Raw genomic sequence first — 25,586 nt, forward strand, 5'->3', positions numbered from 1 at the left:
ACCGGTTCCGACAGCGGTGCCGGACTGGACGGCCCTGGATCCGACGCGACCGCCACAGCCAGGAAAGCGCCACAGGCCGGCCGCGCCTCCAGCCGTTCACGCCAGCGATAGATCTGCTGCGCCTGGATGCCGTGGCGCTTGGCCGTCGCGATCACGTTGCCGCTGGTCACAGACTCCGTCACGACAGCGCGCTTCTCTTGAGGACTCCAGCGGCGGCGCCGGACGTAGGTCGCATCGTCCATCCGAGCATCTCCAGCACCGATGCCAGCACCGATGCCGGATCAGATCACCGAAAAGCTGGACGCCGATAAACCTCCAAACAAGGCGGCCTTCGCCGGATGCGCACCCCCGATCGAAAGGCTCGCGCCGAGCTGCTGGCGCGCCAGTTCGCTGCCCGTCTCGCCGCCGAGGGCTTGAGTGTGAAGACGCAGAGGAACCGCAAGTCGCTCGAGCGCGAGGCCAAGACCGAGGCTGCCGAACGCGACCACTTGATCGAGATGCGGCGCCGGCCGAGCTACGCGGCCGTCGAGGCCCAGCAGCCGTTTGAGCCCGAGACACGCTTGATCAAGCCGGTGGCCCGGCCGAGTACGGTCAAGTCCGAGACCGAAGCCTCGGGGTCGCCGGTTCGGCTGACCTACGATGAGATGCGCGCGCAGAGGAACGAGTACCCTGTGCTGCCCGCTGACGCGCGTGATTACGAGCGCCGCAGGCGGGAGCAGCGGCGAGAAAGGAAGCGGCAGAGCGGACGCAGGAAGAAGTAGACCCGCAACCACACTCCGTAGCTAAATAGAGGATCACGTCGAGGGCAGTTCCAGCAGGGACTTCGGTGGCCGGCCCGGCCAAAAGCACTCAGGCCGGGACTCAGACCGGGGGTGAAATCGGCACGGCAGCCGGGACGTTGGGAGGTCGTTCGCAGCTCGACTGTTGAAGTCTCCCGCAAGAGATGGCTCCGAGTACGCCTCGACCATCAATCCTTGCCTGTCATGTAGAACGGGCTCGCAAGGATGCGCCGCAAGGCACCCGCTGGACCCTTTGGGGTTCGTAGTGGGCGGCTAAAGCCGGGTCCCGCCAGGGAGCCGCCCGGTCCTGGTAAAATAGGTACACCGCCCTGCGTTCTGCTGCCGAGACTCAAGTGGGATCTCGACACTAACTACCCCCGCCCTCATCGAAAGACGATCAGCATTGGACCGCCGATCTACAAGCTTTCGGTGAGGGCGGGGGATAGGTCTATGCCTCGATCTACGTGGGTCCGAGCCGGACGGGCTGACATTAAGATCCGAGATCACCTCTTGATGACGTAAGGTCTACCCATCGCTTCTCGGCGAAGTGATTGCCGATCGTCGAGCGCATGCGAGGCGAGAAGGCGATCACGAGATCGAGCGGATGGGTGAAGCGCAGCGAGCCCGGCCGCTACGCCCTGACGAAGCCCTACAAGCCGGACAGGTCACACCCGGCGAAGTGTCGCGAGTAGAGAGACAGGAGAAGCGGCGCGCTGACAACATGAAGGGAATTTTCCGACATTTTAGAACGCGAACCGTTGTTGCGTCGTCTCTGTAACAGGCCGGAGCTTCGCATAAGCCAGCAGGTCGGCCACTGAACCGCCCTTGTCACGCCAGTTGTAGAATGTGTCCTCGCCCAATAGGACGTAATGCCATTCCACCCCGCTCCGGCTTTCGGCCGCAAGGCCGTTGATGCGGTCGCACCAGGCCACCGCGGCCCTACGTTTCCTCAGTACGTTCGGGCTGGTGAGTTGGCCTTGTGCCTTAGTTTCAACGAGGTAGATGTTCCCTTCGGCTCGCACGAGGAAGTCGGGCGAGTAGAAAGCCGGAAGTCCATCCTCCTTGATGTATCGAAGGCGCGTGAACGTATGCTTCTGCTCGTTGATCTTGCAGAAGGCATCGACGCTGCCGTCCCGGCTGCATGTCTCGATGAAAGCCGCCTCTAGGCCGCCACTGCGGGACGGATAAGGCAGGCGTAGGTAGATGGCCTTATCGACGGCGAGCGACGAGCCAACCCGCATGGCAAGCTTCGGCACCTCGGACAGGCGGCGGTGCGCCACCTCGGCGTCGGCGACCACCACGCTTTCCTCGGCCTCTAGGATCGCGCGCGCCCACACCTTGATAATGTGCTCCGTTACGGGGTCAATCAGCAGGACACGCCAATTTTCATCGGTAAGGGGATCGAAGGCACGGCCGAACAAGTGCGAACGGATGAAGCTGTCGATGCCCTCAGCCATTTCGGCGCGATTGATCTGGATGTAGGGAAACTTGCTGGCGTTCGCGAACTTGGTCGTGCTGCCCGTCGCCTCGGTCAGGGTCACGGCTTCCGTGATCCGCCGAGTGATGCGAGCCAGGTAATCGTTGTAGCCGGTGGCAGTCATCACGCCACCGTGCACGCGATAATCTCCGAAGCGCGTGCGGGCCTGAACGTCCTCGGAGTGGAATTTTTCACCTGTGCCGATCTGCTTTTTGAGCTGATCGAGAGAGAAAGCGCCGAAAGCCTCCAGCTCCGCCGGATTAATCTGCGTTTCCTCCAGCTCCTCGATTTGCTCCCGCAAAATGAACGGTATGGCGAAGTCGAAGGTCGCGAAATCAGGCCTCAAACCTACTGAGATCAAGTCGCCCGTGGAGCTGCCCTCGCGCTCATCTTCGTCTTCCGACTCCGCTGCCAAGCCTTCGTTGATAAGATCATCATAGAAGCTCTGGAATGCGGGATGCTCAACGATAGACAAGATGTCGATCATGTTGGTAGGCGTCTGGCCGGCCTTGATGCGCTGCCGGTTCTCGCGCTTGATATCTTCGTATTCATTGCCACGCCACATCAGGCGCAGGCCGCGCCCGATCGTCTGCTCCAAGAGGATGCCAGCGCCAGAGGCGCGCAGTGGCACGATCACGCAGATGTTGTTCACGTCAAAGCCTTCGCGCAGCATGAGCACGCTGACGATGACGCGGGGAGCCTTGTGGCGATCAACGTCGAACAGGCGTTCGCGGAGGACCTTCCAGTCGTCAGGCTTCAGGTCGCCTTTACGCCCGGAGTCGACGCGCAGTACTTCGTCGTCGGCCATGCCCTCCAGGCGCATGAACTCCTCGACCAGGGGGGTTACAGTCGTGTCCTCGCAGACGACGAGCATCTTGGGATGCTTGTCGGGGTCGAGGCCCGCAAAATCCGCCTCCAGCCGACGCAGCTTGGTCAAGCCCGCCCGCAACATTATCCGTTGCCCTTCGGACAGCTTGGGGTCGCCGTTCTCGTCGCGCTCGGCCCTGTAATCCAGCTCCTCGTCGCTGAGCGCCCCGATTTCAGACCGCTTATCGAGAACCAACGATTTGACGAGGCCGGCCCGCATGGCTGTCTTCAAGTCGAAATCTACAACGATGTGAGGGAAGTAAGTGCGGCGGGCGTTCCTGCCCGTGCCCACCTCGTTGTAGGGTGTCGCGGAGAAGTCCACCTGGACGAAGCGGCTGCCCTTCGGAGCGGCGATCAGGTTCAGGCTTTTCTGCCACTCAACCTCGGTTACTTCGCCTTCGCGCTTGAAGTCGTGGATGTGGTGCGCCTCATCGTTGAACACCATCAGGGCCGGCAGCTCTCTGAGGTAGGTAAGGATACTGCCGCGCTCGAAGCGGCGGTTCAGCACGTTGAGGTCGTTGCCTTGGCTGGTGCCCGGCGTGAGCGGAAGGATGCTCTGCACGACAGCCTTGGGATCGGCCGCCTCACCGGGCGCCTTAATATCGGTGTCCTCCGGGTCTTCGCTTTCGTCGGACAGCACATGCCAGTTCGAGATGGCGATCAGCCCCCCGGCCGTAACCTTGCGGCCAATGTCCTCCTTGGGGCAGACGGCCCCCTGTACGAAACGGAACACCTCATCCCGGTAAGCGTCAGGGATGAACAGCTCCTGGAAGGTGGCGAGGTCCGAATTCGAGAAGTCGCGCTTGCCGTCGCGCTCCTTGCCCATGAAGGCGTCCAGCAGCCGATCGTAGACAATCAGACCTGGTGCGACGACAAGGAAGTTCTTGGTGTATCGCCCGCCTTCTGAAGCGCGGTTGGCATTCAGAATCTGCCAAACCATAAGCGCCTGCAGCACCCATGTCTTACCGGTCCCGGTCGCCATTTTCAGGCAGTATTTTGGGTAACCGTTCTTGCCGGCCCGGATCGTCTCGGACTCTTTCGCGCTTCCCAGCATTACCTCCGGCGCCGCAGACTGATACAGATCCTGCAGCGTCGAGACGCCCAGCACCTCATGGGCATATATGACGTTCAGCAACGCCTGGCGTTGACCCGGATGAAAATTGAAGGCGCGGGCATCCTGGAATTCCGCTTGAAACCACCATTTCAGCAGCTCGGCGGTCATCCCTGATACTTGATCGAGGATAGGGGCTCCGCCCGTCTCCAGACCGGCGCACACTTCCTCGACCTTGGCGGTCAAGCCCTTGGCAAGAGAAAGCTCGTTGATGCTCGCCATCACGCCGCCTCGACCGTAGCCTCGGCTTCAAAGCCGAACACATCAACGACGCGGACACAGATGCGCCGCGCTCCATCCTTCTTCGGCAAACCCGAGAGCCGCGCTGTCGTCACAACGCGGTAGGCGTCACCATCATTCTCCGTATTGCCGCGGTAGTCCTGCCAAACAGATCGGAACACTTCGCCATCGTAATCCGGGTCAACGCTCCAGTATTCGATCAACGCCATGGGATCTTTATTGATGATGTCCTGCAGTTTGTCGCGATTGGCCTCATCGAGATTCAAGGCTTCTGGAGAAAGCAGCACATAATTAGCGATGGACACGGACAGCGACTCTCCTTCGCCCTCTCGATCACGCCTGACCGAACTCAGTTTGAGGTATTGAAGGGACGAGAAGCGCACCTCACTGGCCTTGAGTTTGTGACCCTTTTTCTTTAGACGATCGAGAAGGTCAGGCGGGATTACCAAGACTTCGAGCCGGTCTCTCTGACCCAATGCCTCAATATCATGCCCAATTGTCGCTGCGAAATTCCAGCCCAGCACAACCACTTTGTCCCAACCGCCCATAAGATTATCGCGTATCTCAATCGCACGGCGTAGCGTGGCGAGACCGGTCATCTTATTCGGGCTATCAGCCAGCACGAGCGTTTTGCTGCCCTGCACTCTTCCCATATTCTTGTTCGGGTTCTCTTCCGCCGGCAAAGGGAGAGCGCCATAAAGGCCCAGCACGATCTCAGCTAAATCGCCAATGCGAAATTTTGCGCCCATCGTCGAGCGCATCTGTTCGACTTGGTAATCGCCAATGTGCTGATACAAAAACGGCCTCGCATGTTGATCGATTAAGCGCTTGCGTGCGATCATACACGCCGGCTTGCCAAGGTCGGTCGCGATCCATCGGCGGCCTAGGCGCTCGGCCACGGCAGCCGTCGTCCCCGATCCTGAGAAGAAATCAGCAACTGTAGAGCCTTTACGACTGGATATATTTATTATTCTTTCGGCAAGGCTCTCGGGCTTCTGTGTGGCGTAATTGGCAGATTCGCGAGCTTGCGAATTGATCGCGTTTATATCAGACCAGATGTCCTGTATCGGCACGCCCGGCATTTCGTCAAGGAAGCGTTTATATCTGGGAACAGCTCCAGGCCTCGGCTGAATGATACGACCAGCTTCATAAAGCTGCATCATTCGCTCTTTCGAATACCGCCAGTAGCGTGTCACTCCAAGAAATTCGAAGTAGGGATTGCCATTTCCGGCACCGCCGGGTCCCGTTAGATCTCCCGCTTCGAAACGCCGCCCAGTCTCGCTGTCTATAGATTTGTAATGGGTTTCCAAATATTTGGCATCATAGGGTGTGTATTGAGTATTCCAAATAAATTCTTCCGATTTTGTGTAGAATAGTATAACATCGTGCAGTCGACCATAATGCTGTGCTCCCTGTAGAGTGTCGCTATGGGCGGTCTGCCGTTTCCACACTATTTGATTCACGAAGCGGTCTCGTCCAAAAATGTCATCGAGTAGGATTTTAACGTAATGTGACACCGTCCACCCCACGTGGAAGTACAAGCTCCCCTCTGAAGAAAGGAATTCGCGCATCAAACTGATGCGCGGTGCCAGCATATTAAGATAGCTGACGGTTCCGTCGACCCAGGTGTCAGAATATGCAAACTGTTCTAATGTCGTGGGCTTCTGCTCTAATGCAGTTTCGGAGAGGCGTATTTTTGTTCTATAATCGGCCTTGCTATCAAAAGGCGGATCAATGTAAATCAAGTCAATTTTATTGCGGTACGACTGGGTGCTATCATTTCCAGCCAGTAAGGCCGCCATGGCAAGCAGATTGTCGCCGTAAACCAGCCGGCTTGGACTGCCGCCAGATACAACTCCGTCAGCTTGGCGCAGCATGTCCTGCCAGTTGCTATCTTTGGATGGCATTACTAATTCGCGTGTTTGCAGACCTAACCGGTAACTGCTCTCGGCTCGTTCCATTACACGCTCAGCTTCACGCTTCCCCTCGGCAACGATTTGCGGAAGCAGTTCCAACAAACTTTTTGGCATTCGGGTCTATGCTCGACTTTGTATCTTACTGTACTGACACATAGGTGCCGGTTGCGAGTGGGTGCTTGTTGCTGTCTTCGGCGACATCTCAAATCACGTTCGTAAATGGCCTCCCTTTCTTAGCGGGCGACATGAACGAGGGCACCTCATTCAGCTGCAAAGCTTCCTACCGCCTTATACGACGGCTGCGCAGAAACCGTTAAGCCTCGCGGGTCGCGTGTCGCCCGGTTCGATTTGGGTACGCCTCAATCGAACTAGCTCAAGGCTGGTTCGAAAATGCCAGCTTGACCATTCAAATCGAACCGGTATCATCGAACCGATCCTAATCGAACCGGTGGGCAGGTTTTATGTTCGTCCGCGCCTATCTGCGTGCCTCCACCTCCGAACAGGACGCGACCCGGGCGCGGGCGCAGCTCGACGCCTTCGCGGCGGAAAGGGGCCTCGCGATTGCGGCGGCCTATGTCGAGAACGAGAGCGGGGCGAAGCTGGCCCGGCCGGAGCTGTTCCGCCTGCTGGCGGATTGCAGGCCCGGCGACGTGCTGCTGATCGAGCAGGTCGATCGGCTGTCCCGCCTCACTTCCGCGGACTGGGCCAAGCTGCGGGCCGAGATCGACGCCAAGCGGGTGCGCATCGTGGCACTCGACCTCCCGACCTCCTGGAGCCTGGCAACCCCGGCCGACGAATTCACCGGCCGCGTGTTCCAGGCCATCAACGGCATGCTGCTCGATGTCCTCGCCGCCGTGGCGCGCAAGGACTATGACGACCGGCGTCGCAGGCAGGCGCAGGGCCAGGCCCGCGCAAAGGCCGAAGGCCTCTACAAAGGCCGCAAGGAGGACACGGCCCGGAACGAGGGGATCGCGGCCATGCTGCGCGCCGGCTCGCCCTGGAGCCAGATACGGGCCGCGACGGGTGCCAGCCGCTCGACTATCTCCATTATCGCAAAGAGAGCGAAAGTCGTATCTGGCTAAAACCCATATTTGCGCATGCGCAGGTTGAAAGCGTCCTCGCCACCTTCCATGACTTGCTTGATGGCGTCCCTGATTGAATGGACATCGATTGCGCCCTGGCCTGCTATTTTCCCGCCTGATTGATCGGCTGTCGTCCTGTAATCACACCAGACGACCAACTCGGCATCGCCATTGACGACCAGGTTGGCATTGTGGCTGGCGAAAATAATCTGCCGACGAGACTTCGCTGTCCAGAGCTGACTTACAATTTCGAGAATAACGGGATTGTCTAAATCCTCTTCCGGCTGGTCGATGATCAGGGGTGGCCCCTCTTGGTTGAGAAGGGTTTTTAGAAGTGCAGTCGCCTGTTGCCCGGCAGAGGCGTTTTTGAACGGAATGTATTCTCCCTCTCGCGACCGGTACTGGAAGACCGGCACTTCAGCGAGGGGCGTTAGAGCCAGCTGCAGCCACCGGTCGCTGTTCAGAACCGCAGTGATTTTCCGCAGCTCATTGGCGGTCAGGCCATAGCGCGACAGCGTCGGCGTCGCAGGGAGCTGTTCATTCCCCTGTTGTGCCGAGTCAAAATTCGCGAGGGCTTCCAGGTCCTCCAGCACCCCTTCAAGCGACCGCTGGCGGTCATCCTCGTGGAGCATCCGCTCGATCAGCCCGTCCAGCTTTGCCCTGGTCACACCCGATCCTTGCACGGCTTCACGAAGCCGTTCGGCGAAGCTCGCACCGTCCGCCGCCTGGCGCACTTCCGCCCTGATGATTCCCTCTGAGGCGGCCGTCAGCTTGCTGCATTCCCCAGACAGGATTCCTGCGCGCGCCGCGATCAGATCGCGCCAACGCTGCCGCTCCGCATCCAGGGCGGCCTCTGCCGTAAGCAATTCGTTCAGCGCCTCCTGTGCTGAAGCGATGGATGCATTGGCTTCCACAAGCCGCGTTTCCAGTCCGGCGATCTGCTGCAGCTTCTGAGCGTGAGCCGAGTCCTTGCTGATCGCGGCCTCGTAGCGCGCCCTGAAATCCTTGAGCCGCGCTTGCCAATCTTCCCAGGCGTCCGCTCCGGATGCGGTTTTGGCTGCCTTCAATGTCCCGGCGCTGCTGACAATCGCCCTGGCGTGATCCTGGGCCCCATGAAGGAAGCCCTGGAAGGAGGTGCACAGGTTCGAAACGGCGCTGAGTTCGTCATGCTCGCAAAGGTACTTCGCCTTTTCTGCCGCGCCGGCTATTTTCTGCGTCAGCTGAGTGGCGATAGACTCGATCTCACTCAGTGAGCGACGCCAGGCTGTCGCGTTCTGGTCAGCCTCGGTGTAGAGTTGCGATTTTGAGATAACGTCCTGATCTTCTTGGGACAGGCCCGATATACTCGAGCGAAGGGAGGCAACCTGCTGCGTCAATGAGCTGATCGTCAGCTGTCCCCTTTGTATCTCGCGTTCGATACTGCGTTTCCTTAACTTGTTTGCATACAAAGCGCGGATCTGGTCGGCGGACTGCTGTATCTGCTGCCTGTTTCTTTCGAGCTGCTCCTGCACAGGCGTAGTGATGAACCGGAACAACTCATCTAGCCGGACGCTCACATCGCTGAGCTGTTTTTGACTGTAGGCCTGTATTGGCAATATGCCGCGAAGCTCGGCTTCGCTGCATGGCCGGAACTCCTCGTCGCCGACCTTGAGCATCACCTTGCCCGTTTCGCTATCCCGCCGCGCGTGGTGCGAAACACCGTTGATCCTGAATTTGATATCAACCTTGGCCTTCAGCGCCTTCAACGTATCAGCGACGAGCTGGTCACGGCGCTTTTCGTACCGCGGCGCATCTTCACCCGCATCAGTCGGTGGCTGGTCGCACAAGCCCCATCGCAGGTACTCCAGGATGGTGGACTTGCCCGTGCCACGGCCGCCGATCAGGGCTGTGTACTGACTGCTCAGCTCGACATCGACCGGACCCAGGAACCCGCTGTTGCTGACGCTCAGGCTTTCGATCACTCGTTGCGGCAGCACCGGCTCGACGTGGCTGATACGCGACTCCTGGGCAAGGCAGGCCTGCCGGAGCGCTTCCGCCGTAGGGATGGCCCACTTGATCCATGTGGAATGCTGCCCGAGATGCTCGTGATCCTCGCGCCGGCTATCGGAGGTCTGCAGGACTGCAATCCGCTTGTTGCCATACGCGCCGTTCCGGCCGCTCGTGATTTGCTTGTTCCCCGTTCCGAGCCTGTCTACGGGGCCGTCCACATAGCCGCCAACCCAGGGCATTTCGACATATTTGCCCTGGTTGCCTGACCGCAGCAGGGTGGCGGTTCCGCCATCCGACACATTGGGAAATACGGTGTACTTACCCTTCAGGTAAGTGTGTCGGTCAAGATCAGTCTTCAGAGCAAGCAATGACTGAATATGATCGAGACGCGTAACGTTCCCGTTGCTTGCTTCTGATGCCGCCGCCTGAACAATGGTCATGGCGGTCATCGCCAGGGTGAACATGTCTTCGGGAAAATCGGCGTCGAAGATGATGATTGCCTGGCATGGTACGCCAAGCGTCAGCTCCATGCCGGGGAAAACTACAATCTGCCTTTCTGCAGGCAATAGGTTCCCGTCGACATCCCGTTCTTCGCGCGCCGCTTGCCGAACATAGCTGACGAACGCCATGTCATGGTGGTCTGTGACTGCAATCGCCTGCAGGCCCTTCTCACGGCAGGCGGCAACCAGGGCTTTCGCGTAAGCCAGCCTATCCTCGGGTGTTACAGGCTTGCTCCCGGTCCAACGTCCGTCGCGAGGTGAATGAACCTGGAAATCGCACTTGTGAAAATGCGCGCCCATATCAGTCATTGGCTTACGTCTTTCCGTTGCCCTTCCTGCGGTCAGGGCTGGAGGTTTCATGTTTGTTGAGGGATGTCAGAGCTAGAGAGGCCGAACGTCATGGCAGGGGCCGCGCTTTCGCGCGTCGGGCTAACCTGCTCCTCTGCATCGGCTCCCTCCCCAAGGCCCGTCTGGCCCCTTCATCCGAGCCACGGAAACCACGGGATGCCGAAGCGTCCGGATGGTGGCAGTTCTGCCATCTTACGGTCAAGCTTATTTGGAGGCCCTAGCTCTCCTCCGGTTGCCGCGCTCGGTCATTTCGCTACCCGTTCCCGGTGCTGCGTGGAGGCTTCAGCATCATCATCAGGAGCCGGCTATGCTGCCCCACCTCGAATGGGGTCCAGATCGCAGTATGCTCTGATCCTGCCATCGCCCTTTTCGGAATAATAGGTTGCGAAGCCTATAAGCTGCCGATCGCGCGTCCCGATGATGAGCCCGGTACGGCAAGCGGAGCTCACTGCGAACACGCGGTGTCGCGCGGCAGGGTTGTCACAGGCTCCGGAGCCACTCGTTGACGGCCTCGGCAAGCTCATTGGCGCTCCGACCGCGCTCGCTATCGTCCCAGAAGCGCTCGATCCGAACGTGGGTTGCTAGGGGCCGGAACAGCTCGCCCGAGCGCCAAACCGCGCGCCCGGCAAAAGTCCAGGCTTCCTCTGGATGCTCAACAAGGTATCGCAGGCAAGTAGCGTCGCTGGGTATGCCGGTTCGGTGCCGTGCCGGTTCGGCGACCACTGAAGCTTCCCCAACTGTCCAAGTGCTGCGCTTTCCATCTGGGCACAGCTGTTCACGCACTAATAGGCGCTGGAACGCCACATCGTTGGCGGTCTCGATGATTTCGTACATTTTCATCTTGATCTCCTGTCGTGGCGTCAGCGCTGCATGGCTAAATCGCCTACAGGATTTACCTTCGAGGTCTATTTTGTACGGCGCACAGCTTCTGAGGCATTACTGGACCTTGCGAAGTCTCGGCTTGGTCCGCTCGAAAAGAGATTTTGCGACTCGTTGGCTTAAGCGCGGGGGCACTTACCTGAGGGACATCGAGTTCCGGGATCGAGGATGGCGGACGGTGAACCCGGGCACGTCGGCGCTGCTGCGGGTAAACCTGATCGGCGTGGCCAAGCGGTCGCCGCCCTACGTTGCAGCCGAGATCGGGCAAATGCTGGCAGCAATGGACCGCGATGAGATCGTAGCACGGGCCTTGAACGGGAGCCTCTTGCGCCAATAACCGCACGCAGAGATGCTGCCAATGCAAACAGGGCCAATCTCACGGCCTTCGACGCCTGGACACAGCTACAGATTTGGAGGGAACCCCCATGAATCGCGGTGTCGCCTCTTTCATCATCAGCATGATTTCCGCGTTGGCTACATTTTTGCTGGTGATTGCACCCTCAGAGGCCGCAACCATCAATTACTTATCGCAAAATCGGTCTAACAAGATTATAGTATTTTTGCATGGCATATTTGGCGACTCTATGTCTACATTCACTAATGGTACTACATCGTGGTCAAGCTTAGTAATAGATGATAGAGCGTCCAGCAATGGCATTCCTAAGCTTGGTGCTTTCGACATAGCGTCCGTCCAGTATGATGGAGGAATGAACAGTCGCCTATCCATCCAAGAGATAGCTATTCAGTTAAGATCAGATTTAGAGTCTTCTGGAGTTCTAGGTCCTCGCTATAATCAGGTGTTTGTGGTCGCCCATAGCATGGGAGGCCTAATAATAAAGCGTTTTATTTCCGATATGGCCCTCACGGATGATAAATTTCTGCGCAAAATGGCAGCAGTATTTCTCATATCTACGCCGTCGCAGGGTGCGGAAGCCGCAAATTTTGTCAACTCATTGCCGGTCGTGTTCAAAGATAATCGCCTCCTGGCTGACATGAAAACAGTTGATGCCAATACGTTCCTTCAGCTTGTCGATGATCAATGGACGCTCCTCATGACGAGAAGAGCGGCCGAGATGCCGAAAGTATTTTGCATGTATGAGACACAAAGCGTTCCATGGACAAAGGTAGTTGTTGTCCCTAGGATATATGCTAATACAAGATGCAGCGGGCCTCATAGGGCTGAAAACCGAGATCACATCAGCATTGTGAAACCTACAGGTCCTGATGACCCTGTTTATCTTTGGGTTCGCGGCGAGATAGTAAACTTTTTAGAAGAGCGCCATCCGCCGCTGCCATCCCAAGAGCCTCTAGCCATAAAACGAGTAAAGCTATTCGATGAAGAATCCAAAGAATGGTCAGGTGGACAATGGAAGTTAAAAGAGCTTCGTGAGCGCCCGAATGAAAAGGAACTCGTTGTTGGCAGCGCGGAAAATTTCTTGATGTCGTATGGTTTCGTTGTCTCTGGATTTGCGAGAGAAATCGACGGAACCATTAATCTGAAGATAACCACACGTGGTGTTCACAACAATGGCCAAGAAGGAGATGCATGGAGAACCACTTGGGAGGCGACGCACGTCGACGATTGGAAACATAAGCTTCAGATACCTATCGAGGTCGGCGCGGAGCGAGTAAACTCCGAGCTACGACCGGGGCGGAATGAAATTGCAGTCGCGCTGTCGATCCAATGTGCTAAGGCAGAGGAGTTGCGCCGCTGGTCTGGGGACGTGATAGTCGAGGTGGAGGACTGGTTGCTTCCGCGGAAAGCGATTGATAGGAAAACTTTTAGAGTGCCTTTGAAAAGGGTAGCCGATGCTACCCCTGGGAGAGCTTGCGACAGCCCTTGACATGTGCCGGGGAGCCAACCACCTCTTACTTAAGCGGCTTCAGTGTGGAGGCCGGCGGAGATGGGGACATGTGCACTCGGTAAACGAGGCCATAGACAATAACTAGCTCAAGGCCAGCATCGCCCCAACTGACCCGCAATCTGCGGGTCTTTATTTTCGTCTATAGCTGTCGAAGAGTTGGCATGACGTTTAACGCGGTTCGCTAAGAGCGTATTCCGGCTGGCTTAAGCCGCTCAACGAGTGCGGCGCAACGCAGGCGATGAGACTGCGCTTGGAGTGCTTCTATCAGGAGATGAAGCAGCTCGGCGCTTCCAGGTTCATCACCTGACGCCGCGGCAAGAGCTAAGCATAGCTTACGTTGCTCATCCCTTGGACACTACACCGCATCGATCGCACCTGCACTCGCCTTATCCTCTGATGCCGCGCTCGCTATAGATGCGGTCGAACGTCTGTTCGGCCTGCACAAAGCGCCGATGCGCCTCCGCGCGGTGTCGCGGTGGGTGCCGGTCCGGGTGCAAACGTGCCCGGAACGCTCTTCGGGCCGCTTCGATCAGAAATGTCGGGCTACCCTCGTGCAGCCCGATGCGATGGTAGAGTGGGTTCGGGGTTTGCGCCGGCCGGACCGCGGTACGAGCCGCGGCCAGATCGCGCTCCAGCTCAGCTATGCGCTCGCATGCCTCGTCGAGCGCGGTTCCAGCCTCGGTAGCGGCTGCTCGAGCCGCCTGACAGGCTGCACGTAGCTGATCAAGCTCTTGGCTGCCCCCGATGGCACGTGGCGCGTAGCGGATTAGACCACCCCAGCCCAGCACCAAGGCGCCCCATATCGGAAAGGTGGCAAGGACCGCCGCAGCGCCGATGCCGAAGACGAGGCGCAATCCGGCCTCGTCGAGGGCTGTCAGCCTCTGCTCGATTACCATGAGACCGTTGCCGACGAGGGTCCGCATGGCTGATGACCAACGCGGTGTAGGATGGCGAGGCGCGATGATGTCGGTCTCAGGCGGCCTCCACGATTTGTCTCAGCGCCTCCTCAATCCCCGCGAGCCGCTTGGCTGCACCTCCACCTCCCGAGCCGGGCAGGTCACGGTCCGGCTCACCGAGGGCATCAGCGAGCGTGTCACCGTAACGATAGCCAGGATGGTGCCCAAGAAGCTCGGCCATACGCCGGTCGTAGACGCCACCTGGAGCTGGTCCCGACACGCGCAGACCGATCGACATCAGGCGCTGCAAGGCAGCGCGCAACACGGGTTTGGCCGGACCCTCATTGTTCTTGCCCGCGATCTGATCGATCTCCCAGCCGCCGTCGGTCATCGGCGCGAGAAGGATCGCTAAGGGGACCGTTGCGCCGGCCTCATCAGCAAAGTCGTAGGCACAGATCAGCTTGAGGCCGATGGCAACCTCGACGAGGTAAGACGCGGCGCAATTCGACATCTCTTCCGCAAACTGCTCAACCTCGGCCGCGCTCGCGAGGACGCGCAAGCCCGCCAACGGCGGCAAGTCCGGGACTGGTAGGCGATCCGCTCGTTCGAGCATCCTGCATCCGAATTGCCGGAGTGGCTCGTCGCGGCCGAGCGACTGCCGCAAGGCGGCCTTGAGGGCAATGTCGTCGGCAGAGGGGACTGAAACTCGCAGCAGTTCCAGAAGGCGATTGGCGGCCAGGATCGTGTCTGGCCCATGCATCCCCTGCAAAACCTCGGGCAGGATCAGCACGGAGTCCAGCTCATCGACAGCCCGAAGATGTAGAGCGCGCAAGCGCCCGACATAACGCAAGGCTTGCGCGGCAAGTCCGTGCCCATCCTGAGTGTAGATTTCAAACAGCCGCCGATAAGCGGTAGGCTCGGCGAAGGGCTCAATGCCAGCACCCTCCGCCCTTGCCTCCTGAACACGGAGCAGTGCGCGCAGATAGCCGCCCGGCAGGGCACTTGGCTGGACGCCATACAAGGCGCCGATGACATCGCGAGCGCGATGTTGTCGCAGCATCTGGCCAACGGCTACGTCACTGGTGGCGAGGCCGAACGGTGCGCAGAGCGCGTCGAGCGCCGGCTGCCCATGCTTCAGGATCTCCGCAGCGGTGGCGAAAGCTGCCTGTCGTCGTAGCGGGCTGGAAACCATGAGGTCGGAGACGAGGCCACGCGCGCCGGCCCGATCGAGCCGCATCAGTGGTTCAAGCGCCCAGCCGATGATCGGCACGGGCTGGCGAAATGTCCCACGACCATTGTCAGAGATGGAGGCATCGAGACGCAGTGGCGTTCCCCATAAAAGGTCGAGAACTCAACCAGGACTGGATCTGGAATGTCGTTCTCGGTTGCCAGTGATAATGTGCCCTACAAAATTGCCAGCAAATTAGGATTTGACCAGCGAAATGTGCGAGCGGTCCGCGTGGTATGGTAAATTTCAACTCGCGGGTTTGTGTCTCGCGCTGGCAGCGAAACTTTTAGCGCCGACCAAGATCCTGCGCACCGCTTCAAAGGAATGGAAGAGTGCGTCGGCTTAGCTTGGGTTGGCTTTTTGAGCGCGGCCGCCGTGCGCCTTGTTCTCGTTTTCTTCTCGGGGAACCGAAGGGGATGGAAAGATCGGAAAGACGGAAAGATTGAGAGTGGTTGTTCACTCGTGATCTCCCTCGCCATACCGGTCCCACGATCTTTCCATCTTTCCGACCTTTCCAGCAGTATGCGCTCCTGGAAGTTGATAGAAACCGCGTTTTGGCTTCTCGATTTCGCCGGCCTTCGACATCTTGTAGAGCATGAGGTCGAGAGCATTGCGGTTGTCCAGCGTGGCCGCGATCATGATCTCCTTAGGCGACATCGGCTCTGACGCATCCCGGAGCACGTCGAGGATAATCTTGCGCTCGTCACTGCGGCGTACGTCAGCAGCTGCGCCCAACATGGTCCATTGTCCAGTCGTCTTGTCGAAGGTGAGCGCGCGCTCGACTTCCTCGATGTCGCGTCCGCGTCCGTACAAGGTGGTTCCTTGACTATTCCGGGCCAGCACCAGCGTCGTGTCGGCTGTACCGGTGAGACCGGTTGAGCCGGACAGGCAATCGAAGGGATCTTCCGCCTCAGCTTTCCGCGTGTGGTGGACCACCACGATTGCGATGCCGAACTCCGCGGCGAGCGCCTGAAGCCCTGCCAACGAGCGCACATCGTAGTCGTAAATGCCCTCGTTGCCTTTCATCGCGGGGCGCACCTTGTTGAGCACGTCTACGATGACTAGGCGCGGATCAGGCCGACTCTCGATCCAGTCGCGGATATCTTCGAGCCCGCCATCGTCCAGGCGCCGGCACTCCAGATCGTAGTGCAATCTTTCGGGCTTTTTTCCGGTGGGAAGGAGCTGCGAAAGACGCTTTTGGAGACGACGCTTGTTGTCCTCCAGAGCGAGATAGAGGACATCACCCTGCTCGACCTCGATGTTGCCGAGCGCGACACCGCCCATGGCGACCGCGATGGCGGTCCCAAGTAGGAACCACGACTTGCCGAGCTTTGGCTTGCCACCGAAGAGGGTGAGCCCCTCGGCGAAGATCATGGGGACGATGTAGCGGATGGGCGGCAACACCTCGTCCATTAGCTCGGCAGCGGTGGCAGATCCGAAGCGGCGGGGCGACGGCTTGGCCGAATGCGGCAGCAACTGCTCAATCTTGTAGGCAGCTTCAGCCATTTGCCAGCCCCTTTGCTATGTCGTTGAGGTCTTGGCCGAGCGCGGTCGCTGTTACGAGAAACACCTCCTTGCCCGCGCGACGCCAGCGCTCACCGCAGGCGTTGGCGGCGCGCTCGCCTCCAGGGTCGTGGTCTACGGCCAGCCATAGGGACTCGATGCCCGGCAGCGGCATGAAGGCGGTGACGCCAGCAGTGTTCAGGAGCGCCCAGACGGGCGTGCCCCCAAACTCGGGGAGACCGCGAAGGGACAAAGTGCTCTCGAGCCCTTCGCCGACACCGATGCAATAGGTCACCTCGGCGCTGGCCGTCAGCATCACAGCACCGCCAGCGAGCGGTCCGAGCGCAAGGCGGTCGCGGCCGTTCACCACTGACTTCTGGCCTTCGAGGGTAATCGCCGTCCGGTGGATTGCTTGTGGCGCGTCGGTGCAGACGTTCCGGACGAGCGCGACCATCGCCGGGGTGCGAGTGCCTGCGAAGGGGCAGGCCGGAGCGTACCGGATCACCTCGTGCGCACCGTCGGGCAGGATGAGGCCACGGCTGGCGAGGTACGCCGCGACAGGCGAGTCAGCGGCAGCCTGAGCCTCACGCCAAATCCGAAGGGCCAAGGCTGAGCGGTCCGAGGTCCTTTCAGGGCCTACTTTGCCAGCCTTGATCGGTTCTGGCCGAGCGATAGGCTTCTGCGCCTTATGCAGATTTTCCAGCCTAAGCCTCTCCCGGACATGGTCGCGGCACGCAGCGAAGTTGTCGCCAGCATGGCTATACAGGAGGAAACCGTCCGGCGCTGAGGCGTCGAACAGGATGCTCAGGGAGCGGTCGTGGCGGCTGTGGTTCGGACCGGGGCAGACGATGCGCCGATTGTACACCTCGCCCCCGAGCGCACGCGCTGCGAAGCGAAGATCAATCACGCGCAGCCCTCCACCACTAAGGCTTGCGATGCAGCGTGCTCGGCGAGTGCGCTGATCATCACGCACTCGCGGTTAAAGGCCGCGGTCAGAGTGCTTGTCAGGACGAAGTGATCTGCGCTATGTTTGGTCCTTGTCCTCTGGTCGGGACCACCTATTGCAGCGCCGTTGCGGGCTCCAACCCCCGCGACGGCGTTTCCTTTTTTGACCTCGGCCGTCAAGGGTTTTTGGTTTGCAAAACCCTCGCTAAGCCATTGATTCTTTGTGGCCGGTTTCGGTCCTGTTTTGCCGAAAAAGCTAATGTTTTCAGTGGTCTGGACCAGACTACGAATCTGGGGGTCAGAGGTTCGAATCCTTTCGGGCGCGCCATTCAAATCAAGTGCTTAGCGGATGCCGGGGCAATGCCCTTCCCGCTGACGACTATCGGACGACCAACCCACGAAGTCTCTGAACTCGCGACGAGAGCGTGTTTGGTCCCGGCTTTTGGTGGAGCGGGTCGAGCCTGAAGTGCTCTGATTCTGCGGCCCAGGCTTTGCTGATGGCCTCGTAGCTCGACCGACAGCACGGTCGAATGCCGCTCCTTCGGTCCAGTACGCTGATCGAGGACGGACGTGCGCGTCTTCCACTTCGCCACGGCTTTCAGGTTGATGCCGTAGCGCTCGGCCAGCGTTCGATCAGGCGCAGCTTCAGCACGACCTGCTCCCCGCTCGTCTTCTGACCGCGCCGCATGTCCGACGCCTTCGGTCCTGGCTGATCCTCTCAATCAGCCCGGTCCAAAGCCAGCCGGTCAGGTCAGATTCGGAGCGACGCGCTTGGTGTGCCGTCCGCGATGAGAACAGGTCGCGGGCGCGAGCCTCGCCGCCCTCACGGATTCATCGGCGCGGCGTCCGAGGCTACGCGTACACGCGAAAGTAATCGACGCGCATATGGGTGAGCTTCTGCGCCTCGGTCAGTTGAGGGGCCGGGACATCCGTCCGCAACGCCAATGTGAGGAGCGGCCAGAAGACGTCGCCGGCTTGTTCCATCTCCGACGCGCGGGTGAGTGTCCAGATATTGAGCTGGTTCGTCTTAGGATTGATGATTGGCTTGCGCTCGAAATAAGGAATGCATTGACCGTCCTGGATCAGCACGCCGTACCGGCAGTACTGTTCGGTCATGTCGACGGGCGTGGGAACGCCGGTGCCTTCGTTGTGCTCGCCGGGCTGCCCCCATTCGTGCAGGTACGCGCCGTAGAGCTTCGGCTCGAAACCCTTATGCTCGACGATATCGACCTCTATGCTCCGTTTGGCATTGGTGATGCCATCCCGGTTGAGAAGCCAGAACGCCGGCCACGTGAGCGGATGCCGCGGAAATCTCATCCGCGCTTCGAGATAGCCTTGGCGCCAGCCGACCGATACGACACCGCTGCGGCTGCCGGTCTGCAAATTTCCGGAAATCCACTGATAGTCGGATGTGTTGTTTCCATAGTAATTCACGACGCTCATCTTGCGTCCGATGTATTTCGCGGAAATCTGGAGGGCCGTGCCGCCCGTGGCCTCCGCATCCGCGACGATCTCGTAGGGTTTGAAGCCTTCCGCCCCGGCAAGGGGAGCGAAGGCGGAACGGCCGTAGAAACCGGACGGCCCTGTCGTGGCCTTCGGTCCGCCATTCCAGATCCGTCCGTTGATCTCCGCGAAGGGCTCATCGAAGACGAGCGTGCGGCCCTGCGTCGGATCCACGGAGGCGTCGATCGCCGCGCTCGAGCGGCTGGTCGGCAGCAGGGACGCGGCCGCGCAGATCGGTAGATCCCGGAAGCACGATTTCAGCAGATCGCGGCGTACCCAGCGAGGTTTCGTCATGGCTCAGGCTCCGAGTTCCGGCGTGGCAAGTGAGAGAGAACTTCGCGGCACGAACCTCCCTTTCGCGGCGACGCCATGATCTGGGACGTGCCGGTGCCCGGCGGCGCGCCGCTGTGGTGAGGCTGACGGCTTTCAGGACCGGTTTCGCTCCCGTGTTTCCGCTCGCAGGATGTCCAGCGCCATGGCGCGGGCCCTGGCCATTCCGTAGCGGTGTCGATACCCGGCCTGCCGCAGACGATCGTTGGGGAACCGCATCCTCCAGAGAGGATTGCGCAAGGGCAGCGTCCGGTTGCGCAGGAAATCGTGGAGCCAGTCGACGAGGGCCGGCATCGGGATGACCCGGAAGCGGGGATCGCGGCTTATCGCGAACGCCCGCCGCATGAAGTCGCCGATCCGCGCATCGCGCGCCTCGTGATCGGAGAGATTGAAGACCTGGACCTCGCCCGCCGGCCAAGCCCCGGTCAGGGACCGCGTCATCGTCCAGATCGCCGCGTCCGTGACGTCCCGGACGTAGACGTGATGGGAGGGCCGATGCGCTGCGAAGAGGCGCTTCGAGAGGCTCCAGTCGCGCAAGCCGATGAGATTATGGAGATCGACGACCACCGTCGGGCGCAGGATCACGTAGGGAAGGGTCGAGGCGATCCGCCTGATGGCCTCTTCGCCGGCGAGCTTCGTTCGACCGTAGGCGCGAACGTAGTCCAGGGCCCAGTATTCGGATTTGACGTCGACGCTGCTGGTGAGAACCGGCGCCGTCTCCGTCATGGTGCGCGCGCGGCCGCTGCCATACACGGAGACGGTGCTCATGTAGCAGAAGGCCCGGACGCCGTCCCGCTCGGCGGCTTCGGCCAGTCGCCGCGTCGCCTCGACATTGATGGCCTCCATCCGATCCTGCTTCCCGAGCTCGGCGGCGAGATGCATGACGGCCGCGCAGCCGTGGACGAGGCCGGCGTAATCCTGATCCGCCGTGAAGTCGAAGGTCCGCCACTCGACCCGACCCGTGCGCGGCTGCGCCTCGGTCAGGGGCTGGGACGTGACGGCCCTGACCGCGTAGCCGCGTTCCTGCAGGTCCTCCACCAGGATGCGGCCGATCCGCCCCGTCGCCCCCGTCACGAGGACGCGGAGATCGCCCGGGACGGGCGGAGACGTTCGGAGGTCGGGGACCACGGTGTCGCGCTGCTCCCGGACCTTCAGCAGGTCGGCGAGGCGGATCGCCAGAGCGACGATCATCTGCGTGGGATTGCAGTGGCCTCCTGTCGGGAACACCGAACTTCCCGTGACGAACAGGCCGTCGATCCCGTGAACCTGGCCGCGCGCATCGACGACGCCCCTGGCGGCATCGTCGGACATGCGGGTGGTGCCGGTCGGGTGGGCGACATCGACGAAGCTGAGCGGGATCGGCGCCTCTTCGCGCACCCAGTCTGCCAGCTCGGGCACGGGCAGGCCCAGGCGGGCGAACTCGGAGACGACGAGCCGCGCCGTCTCGCGCATCGTGCGGCCTTCATCTTCGTGACTGCGCCAGTCGATCAGGGGCAGCCGGCTGCCCAGGTGATCCCGCTGATCGGAGAGCATGACCCGGCTCTCGGGATCCGGCCGCTGCTCGACCATGCATTCGAGGCTCAGCTCGGACAGCTTCCGCGGGAAGCCGTTGCGCGCGATGAAATGGTCCCGGCAGCCGCGCAGGAGCAGCGGCAGGTTCGACGTCAGCGTCAGGATGTCCTTCGCCCGCGGCTTGCCGACCAGAATCCTCCGGATCGCGTCGCCCGGGTCGTCGGGGGCGAGCGTCTCCCCGAGCCAGACCGCGCTGTTCAGGAGCTGACGGCTTCGCTGGACGTCCGGGCTCAGGCGGAGCCCGCCCCGGAACAGCCGATCCTCGATGGTGTAGCGGCCGAACCGCCGCTGCAGCGCGCGCGATCGGTGAGGGTCGAAATGCGCGACCGGCCCGCGCAGGTGATCCATCAGGTAGCGACCCACGCGGTCGAACCTGTTGCCGAGGCCGCCCGGGACCTGATGATCGGAGGCGAGGAGGAGCCGCGCATTCTCGATCCCGCCGGCACACAGGACGACATGGCGGGCCGGCAGCTTGACGATCGCGCCGTCGGGCGCCGCGACTTGGACGCCCTGTACCCTGTCGCCCGTCCCGTTCACGTCGATCGCGACGACGGTCGCGCCGCTGATCAACGTGACGTTCGGGCCCAACTTCTCGTCCAGTTTCCGCCCGAAGCGCGTGTACTCGAACGGATAGGATTCGGCGTCGTCGCGGCTGAACTGCCAGAAGAAGGGCAGGAGCATCCGAGGATCCGGCTCGGACCAGGCCGGCTGCGAACCGAACAGGTCCCAGAAGCGCGCGTCGCTGAAATGGTTGCCGTAGGCGAGCCCGAGATACTTGGCCGTCCGCTCGAGATAAGGATCGAGTGCGTCGCGCTGGAACGGCCACCCACTCTCCGGGACCCAGGCACGCTGCTCGAAGTCGATCGTGTCGAAAGGGGCGCACCGGCCGCCCCACGTGTGCGAGCTACCACCCACGATCCGGTTCCGGACGGCCCACTGGGTCGCGCGCGGCCGGCCGACATTCACGATGGCGTCCAGCGCGTCCGCGCTCTCCATCCGGTCGAGGCCGCCGCTCTCCAGCAGCACGACCCTCAGGCCGCCGCCGGACAGCTCGCGCGCCAAGGTGCTCCCGGCCGGGCCCGTCCCGACAATGCAGACATCGCAAGCCGCATCCAGAAGACCCTCGATTTCACGTGCGGCACGCAGTTGGATCACGGTGGGCGGCTCCCGGGCTCATTCCATCGAGACTACCGTCGCGCACTTATTGCTGAAGCGCGGACGTGGACGATCGACGCGTTGAGGAGGCATGAATATGCTCAGTGTCCACTTGCCATGACGCCGGATCGTCAGTGATTCTTCGGGCACGACGCGGATATGGACCAGCGATAGATCCGTCGACGAGCGGGCGCGACGGTTGCGCGCGGTCGTGAGGACGGCGATCCATGACGCTCCGCGGCGCGGTCCGGACGTTGTCGGCCGGTGGTGCGGCTCTCCCGTGCGACGCGCGCCTATCGCCCCGTACCGGCCGGCCGGCGCATCGCGGCTGCGAACCCTGACGCGCTCGGCGGGCCTCCGCGTCGATGCTGCTTCCGCGGCGCGCGCGACGACTTAGAGCCGTGCCCGATCGCGTTGCAATCGGGCACGGCTCTAGACCTTTGTCTTGACGCGCTCTCTCACGCCGAACCGGTATCCACTTCGGCGGAGAGCGCTCTAGGGTCGAGGTGGAGGATGGGCCGGGCCGCTGCGCGACCGGGGGCTGGCCGAGGTTCAGCATGCCGATTGCCGGATCGCGTCGGCGTGAATGTGCACGATCCTCTCGGCACTGTACTGGTCGATGTGAAGCTTCCTGAATTCCGAAAACGATCTCTCCAGGATTATATTGTCGCAGTAATACTCCATGGATTCTATGAGCGCCTCCTCGTCGTCGGGTGGGATCAGGCGCCCGAGACGTCGGTCGACCAGGATGTCGCTGGGGCCGAATTCGCAGTCGGTGGATATGACGGGCAGTCCGCACCGGAGGGCTTCGCAGATCGCCAGCGACCAGCCCTCCCATCGAGACGTCGCGACGAAGACATCACTCGCGAAGAGCGCCCGTTGCGGGTTGTCCGGGTAGTGGACGAGCCGGACGACCTCGGACAGGCCGAGCGCCTGAATCTGGTCCGCCAGCGCCGCTTTGTCGGATCCGTGGCCGACCAAGTTGAGCCGCACGTTCCTGCGCCGCTCGTACAATCGCGCGAACGCGCGCACCAGAAGGTCCTGACCCTTCTGGAAGGCGTAGCGTCCGACATTCACGAAGGTGATGACGGCGGGGTCGGGCCGGATGTCGGCGTCCGACGCTTCGAAGTGCCTGACCGGGTTGGGAACCCAGTACATTGGCCGTCTGCAGTTGAAATCGGCCTCGAACGCCCGGAGCTGCCGCGGCGACGTGCCGAAAACGGAAGCGATCCGCGGGAGGATGTAATGCTTCAGGAGGAAGAACTTGACCTTCGATTTCAGGCTGGCGGATTCGCGCCGCGGGTTGCCGTGCAGGTGCATCGTGATCCGCTGCGGGATGCCCAACCGGGCGAGCCAGAAGATGACGGTCGGCTCGATCTGCGGGACGATGACCAGATCGTAGCGGCCTCCTTTGCTGACATCCCTGAAGATCCGCAGGAGGTGCAGGCGCGATGTGACCGGCCGGAAGACGCTTCTGTAAGGCCGCGGTTCCGCCGGGTAGTTCGCGTGCTGCGTGACTCGCAGCACGTCGACGGCGAACTCGGTGCCGCACTTCTGCGCGAGTTCCCCGCCGATCGTGTCGACCACTCGCTCGATGCCGGCGAAGACGGAAGACCCCGGCTGTAGATAGAGGATCTGGACCTTCTCACGATCTCCGGCCGCCATCCCAACCAACTCCTTCCGTTCGAAGCTCCGGCGATCCGGGCGCGGGCCCGTCGACGATGCCGGAGTCCGACTCACGCGCGATTGAGGACGGCGCCGATCACGTTCGCGCCGGCACCGATCAGGCCGTTCACCGCGTCCGACAGCTCGTCGACGGTCGTCCGCCCGGCCTCGGCGACGATCACCACGACATCCGCTCGACGGGCCGCGACCCGGGACTCGGCCGAGACGGAGAGCGGCGGCAGGTCGAGGATGACGTAGCCCCCCCGGCGCATCTGGTCGATGACGCTCTGGAAGACCGAGGAGCTGAGGGAGATGCCGGTGCCGACCGCCGTGTACGGCGACCGCGACGGCAGGACCGAGACGCCCCCGAAATCCACGAACTTGGCGAGGGCCAGATGGCTCGGATTGATGATCAGGTCGGCGAGACTCGCGCCGACTCCGGCCTTGGAGTCCGGGGTCAGGAAGAAGGTTCCGGCGCCGTGGATATTCGTGTCGATCAGCCGGGCGGTCCGGCCACCTTCCTGCAGCAGGCGCGCCAAGCTCAGGCCGATCAGGGTCGTGCCGGTGCGCGGGGTGCAGCCGACCAGGGCGATGACACAGTCGGAATCGTGGCCGCGCGCGGAGAGGGCCAGCTGGATCGACGTCCGAAGGTCGCGGACACCCGTGGAGAATTTGACGTTGAGGAACCACGGCGCGTTGACGTTGCGCAGATCCACGGTCTCGCGGCGCCCCTCGGCCGTCTTGCGCAGGACCTCGGGCATCACGGCGAGGCAGGGGATGCCGGCCCTCTGGACGAGATCCTGCGGCGTCCGGATCCGGCGGTCGAAGGCCTGCAGCAGCGCCACGGCCAGGAAGCCGCCGACGAGGCCGATCATCGCGCCGAGGCCGAGGATCAGGGTCTTCCGCGGGGCCGAGGGTTTGAGGGGCTGCAGCGCCGCGCCGATCACCCGCGCGTCGGCATCGGGCGTCGGCGCGTCCGGCAGCGTGCCCTCGGTGACGGCCGCCGCGGCGGACCGCGCCTGGGAGGCGAGGGCATTGACGCGACCCTGGAGGAACTCGGCGCCGTTCTTGGCCGCATCGGCTTTGGCAGCGATGGATTGCAGGAGATAGGCCGAGACGGCCGCGTTCGCGACGCGCCGCGCCAGGTTCGGGTCTCTGGACGTGTACGAGACCTCGACAACGTACGACTGTCCGACCCGCCTGACGGTAAATCGCTCGGCGAAGTTCTCGAACTTCCTCTGCTGCAGGATGGCTGCCGTCGACGGCGGGGCGGTCCGCAGCCCCGACAATTCGGACGCGCCCGGGCCCGGCTCCTTCGGGCTCTCGGCTTCCGGAGGACCGAATTCCGGATTGTTCGCCAGCTGGAGACTGTTGAACACGTTCGCCAGCAGCCGTTCCGAGCGGAGGACCTGGAGCTCACTCTCGGCCCGGCCCACATCGAGGCTCGGCATCAGGGCGCCATCGGAGGAGCCCGAGCCCACCGGGCGCCGCGGCTCGAGCAGCAGCACAGCGGTCGCCGTGTAGAAGGGGGTCGCGGTCACCGTGTAGAGCGCCGCGCAGCCGATGCAGAAGACCACCCAGACGGCCACCGCCAGTTTGTGCCGGCGGGCCGCCTTGAGGGCCGCCGAGATGACGGCCAGCGGGCCGTCCTGCACGCCAATGGAGGTCGTCTCCGGAAAATGGGAGACCGATTGGGACTGGTCCGGCGGGATCCGGTTGGTGTTGTGGATGTTCAT

At 61.5% G+C, this 25,586-nt stretch carries 16 protein-coding genes and 1 pseudogene; 3 read left to right on the forward strand and 14 right to left on the reverse strand.

Features of this window, described 5'->3' with window-relative positions; genetic code table 11:
• Positions 1-242: transposase (locus BM419_RS31725; protein ID WP_139257102.1), on the reverse strand; the 242-nt coding region annotated here is incomplete at its 3' end.
• 96 nt (positions 243-338) lie between these two features.
• Here BM419_RS31725 and BM419_RS24255 point away from each other — a divergent pair.
• Positions 339-761 carry a hypothetical protein gene (locus BM419_RS24255; protein WP_091927897.1) on the forward strand — a complete coding sequence of 141 codons (423 nt, stop codon included), beginning with the start codon at positions 339-341 and terminating at the stop codon, positions 759-761.
• A gap of 761 nt (positions 762-1,522) precedes the next feature.
• Here the strand turns inward: BM419_RS24255 and BM419_RS24260 are convergent.
• Both BM419_RS24260 and BM419_RS24265 read right to left on the reverse strand, forming a co-directional pair.
• Entirely contained in the window at positions 1,523-4,456 is a 2,934-nt protein-coding gene (locus tag BM419_RS24260; protein ID WP_091927898.1) for a DEAD/DEAH box helicase, read from the reverse strand.
• The gene (locus BM419_RS24265; protein WP_244540845.1) at positions 4,456-6,489 is read right to left on the reverse strand and encodes a site-specific DNA-methyltransferase; all 2,034 of its coding nucleotides are present in this window, start codon (positions 6,487-6,489) and stop codon (positions 4,456-4,458) included. The genes BM419_RS24260 and BM419_RS24265 overlap by 1 nt, the downstream gene beginning before the upstream one ends.
• A gap of 362 nt (positions 6,490-6,851) precedes the next feature.
• On the opposite strand from BM419_RS24265, the gene BM419_RS24270 reads away from it, so the two are divergent.
• A complete protein-coding gene (locus BM419_RS24270; protein WP_091927900.1) occupies positions 6,852-7,472 on the forward strand; it encodes a recombinase family protein in 621 nt (206 codons plus the stop codon).
• Here BM419_RS24270 and BM419_RS24275 read toward each other — a convergent pair.
• Positions 7,469-10,270 carry a TrlF family AAA-like ATPase gene (locus BM419_RS24275; RefSeq protein WP_091927901.1) on the reverse strand — a complete coding sequence of 934 codons (2,802 nt, stop codon included), beginning with the start codon at positions 10,268-10,270 and terminating at the stop codon, positions 7,469-7,471. The genes BM419_RS24270 and BM419_RS24275 overlap by 4 nt on opposite strands.
• A 519-nt stretch (positions 10,271-10,789) precedes the next feature.
• Entirely contained in the window at positions 10,790-11,149 is a 360-nt protein-coding gene (locus BM419_RS32020; protein ID WP_139257103.1) for a hypothetical protein, read from the reverse strand.
• A gap of 464 nt (positions 11,150-11,613) precedes the next feature.
• Here BM419_RS32020 and BM419_RS32025 point away from each other — a divergent pair, with 464 nt between their 5' ends.
• On the forward strand, positions 11,614-13,032 hold the full coding sequence (locus BM419_RS32025; RefSeq protein ID WP_139257104.1) for an esterase/lipase family protein: 1,419 nt from the start codon (positions 11,614-11,616) through the stop codon (positions 13,030-13,032).
• 407 nt (positions 13,033-13,439) lie between these two features.
• Here the strand turns inward: BM419_RS32025 and BM419_RS24280 are convergent, their stop codons facing one another.
• The 9 genes and pseudogenes from BM419_RS24280 to BM419_RS24320 form a co-directional block, all read right to left on the reverse strand.
• Positions 13,440-13,976 carry a hypothetical protein gene (locus BM419_RS24280; RefSeq protein WP_091927902.1) on the reverse strand — a complete coding sequence of 179 codons (537 nt, stop codon included), beginning with the start codon at positions 13,974-13,976 and terminating at the stop codon, positions 13,440-13,442.
• Between the two features lie 49 nt (positions 13,977-14,025).
• The gene (locus tag BM419_RS24285) at positions 14,026-15,219 is read right to left on the reverse strand and encodes a hypothetical protein (protein ID WP_139257105.1); all 1,194 of its coding nucleotides are present in this window, start codon (positions 15,217-15,219) and stop codon (positions 14,026-14,028) included.
• Positions 15,220-15,633: 414 nt separating this feature from the next.
• Complete coding sequence (locus tag BM419_RS24290; RefSeq protein WP_091927904.1) at positions 15,634-16,683, reverse strand: AAA family ATPase; 1,050 nt, start codon at positions 16,681-16,683, stop codon at positions 15,634-15,636.
• Positions 16,676-17,587, reverse strand: a complete 912-nt coding sequence (locus BM419_RS24295) for a DUF7146 domain-containing protein (protein ID WP_139257106.1) — start codon at positions 17,585-17,587, stop codon at positions 16,676-16,678. Before BM419_RS24295 ends, BM419_RS24290 begins: the two co-directional genes overlap by 8 nt.
• 553 nt (positions 17,588-18,140) lie before the next feature.
• Positions 18,141-18,254: pseudogene (locus tag BM419_RS32975) on the reverse strand (IS481 family transposase); the annotation flags it as partial.
• A 223-nt stretch (positions 18,255-18,477) separates the two neighbouring features.
• Positions 18,478-19,422: a glycoside hydrolase family 16 protein gene (locus BM419_RS24305; protein ID WP_056524828.1), complete on the reverse strand. Its 945-nt coding sequence runs from the start codon at positions 19,420-19,422 to the stop codon at positions 18,478-18,480.
• A gap of 132 nt (positions 19,423-19,554) precedes the next feature.
• Positions 19,555-22,185, reverse strand: coding sequence for an FAD-dependent oxidoreductase (locus BM419_RS24310; RefSeq protein ID WP_091927907.1), 2,631 nt, complete (start codon positions 22,183-22,185; stop codon positions 19,555-19,557).
• 552 nt (positions 22,186-22,737) lie between these two features.
• The gene (locus BM419_RS24315) at positions 22,738-23,850 is read right to left on the reverse strand and encodes a glycosyltransferase (RefSeq protein WP_056524834.1); all 1,113 of its coding nucleotides are present in this window, start codon (positions 23,848-23,850) and stop codon (positions 22,738-22,740) included.
• Between the two features lie 71 nt (positions 23,851-23,921).
• Positions 23,922-25,586 (reverse strand): Wzz/FepE/Etk N-terminal domain-containing protein, encoded by a 1,665-nt coding sequence (locus BM419_RS24320; RefSeq protein ID WP_091927908.1) that lies wholly within the window; start codon positions 25,584-25,586, stop codon positions 23,922-23,924.

The organism is Methylobacterium sp. yr668, assembly GCF_900116245.1.
GTDB lineage: Bacteria > Pseudomonadota > Alphaproteobacteria > Rhizobiales > Beijerinckiaceae > Methylobacterium.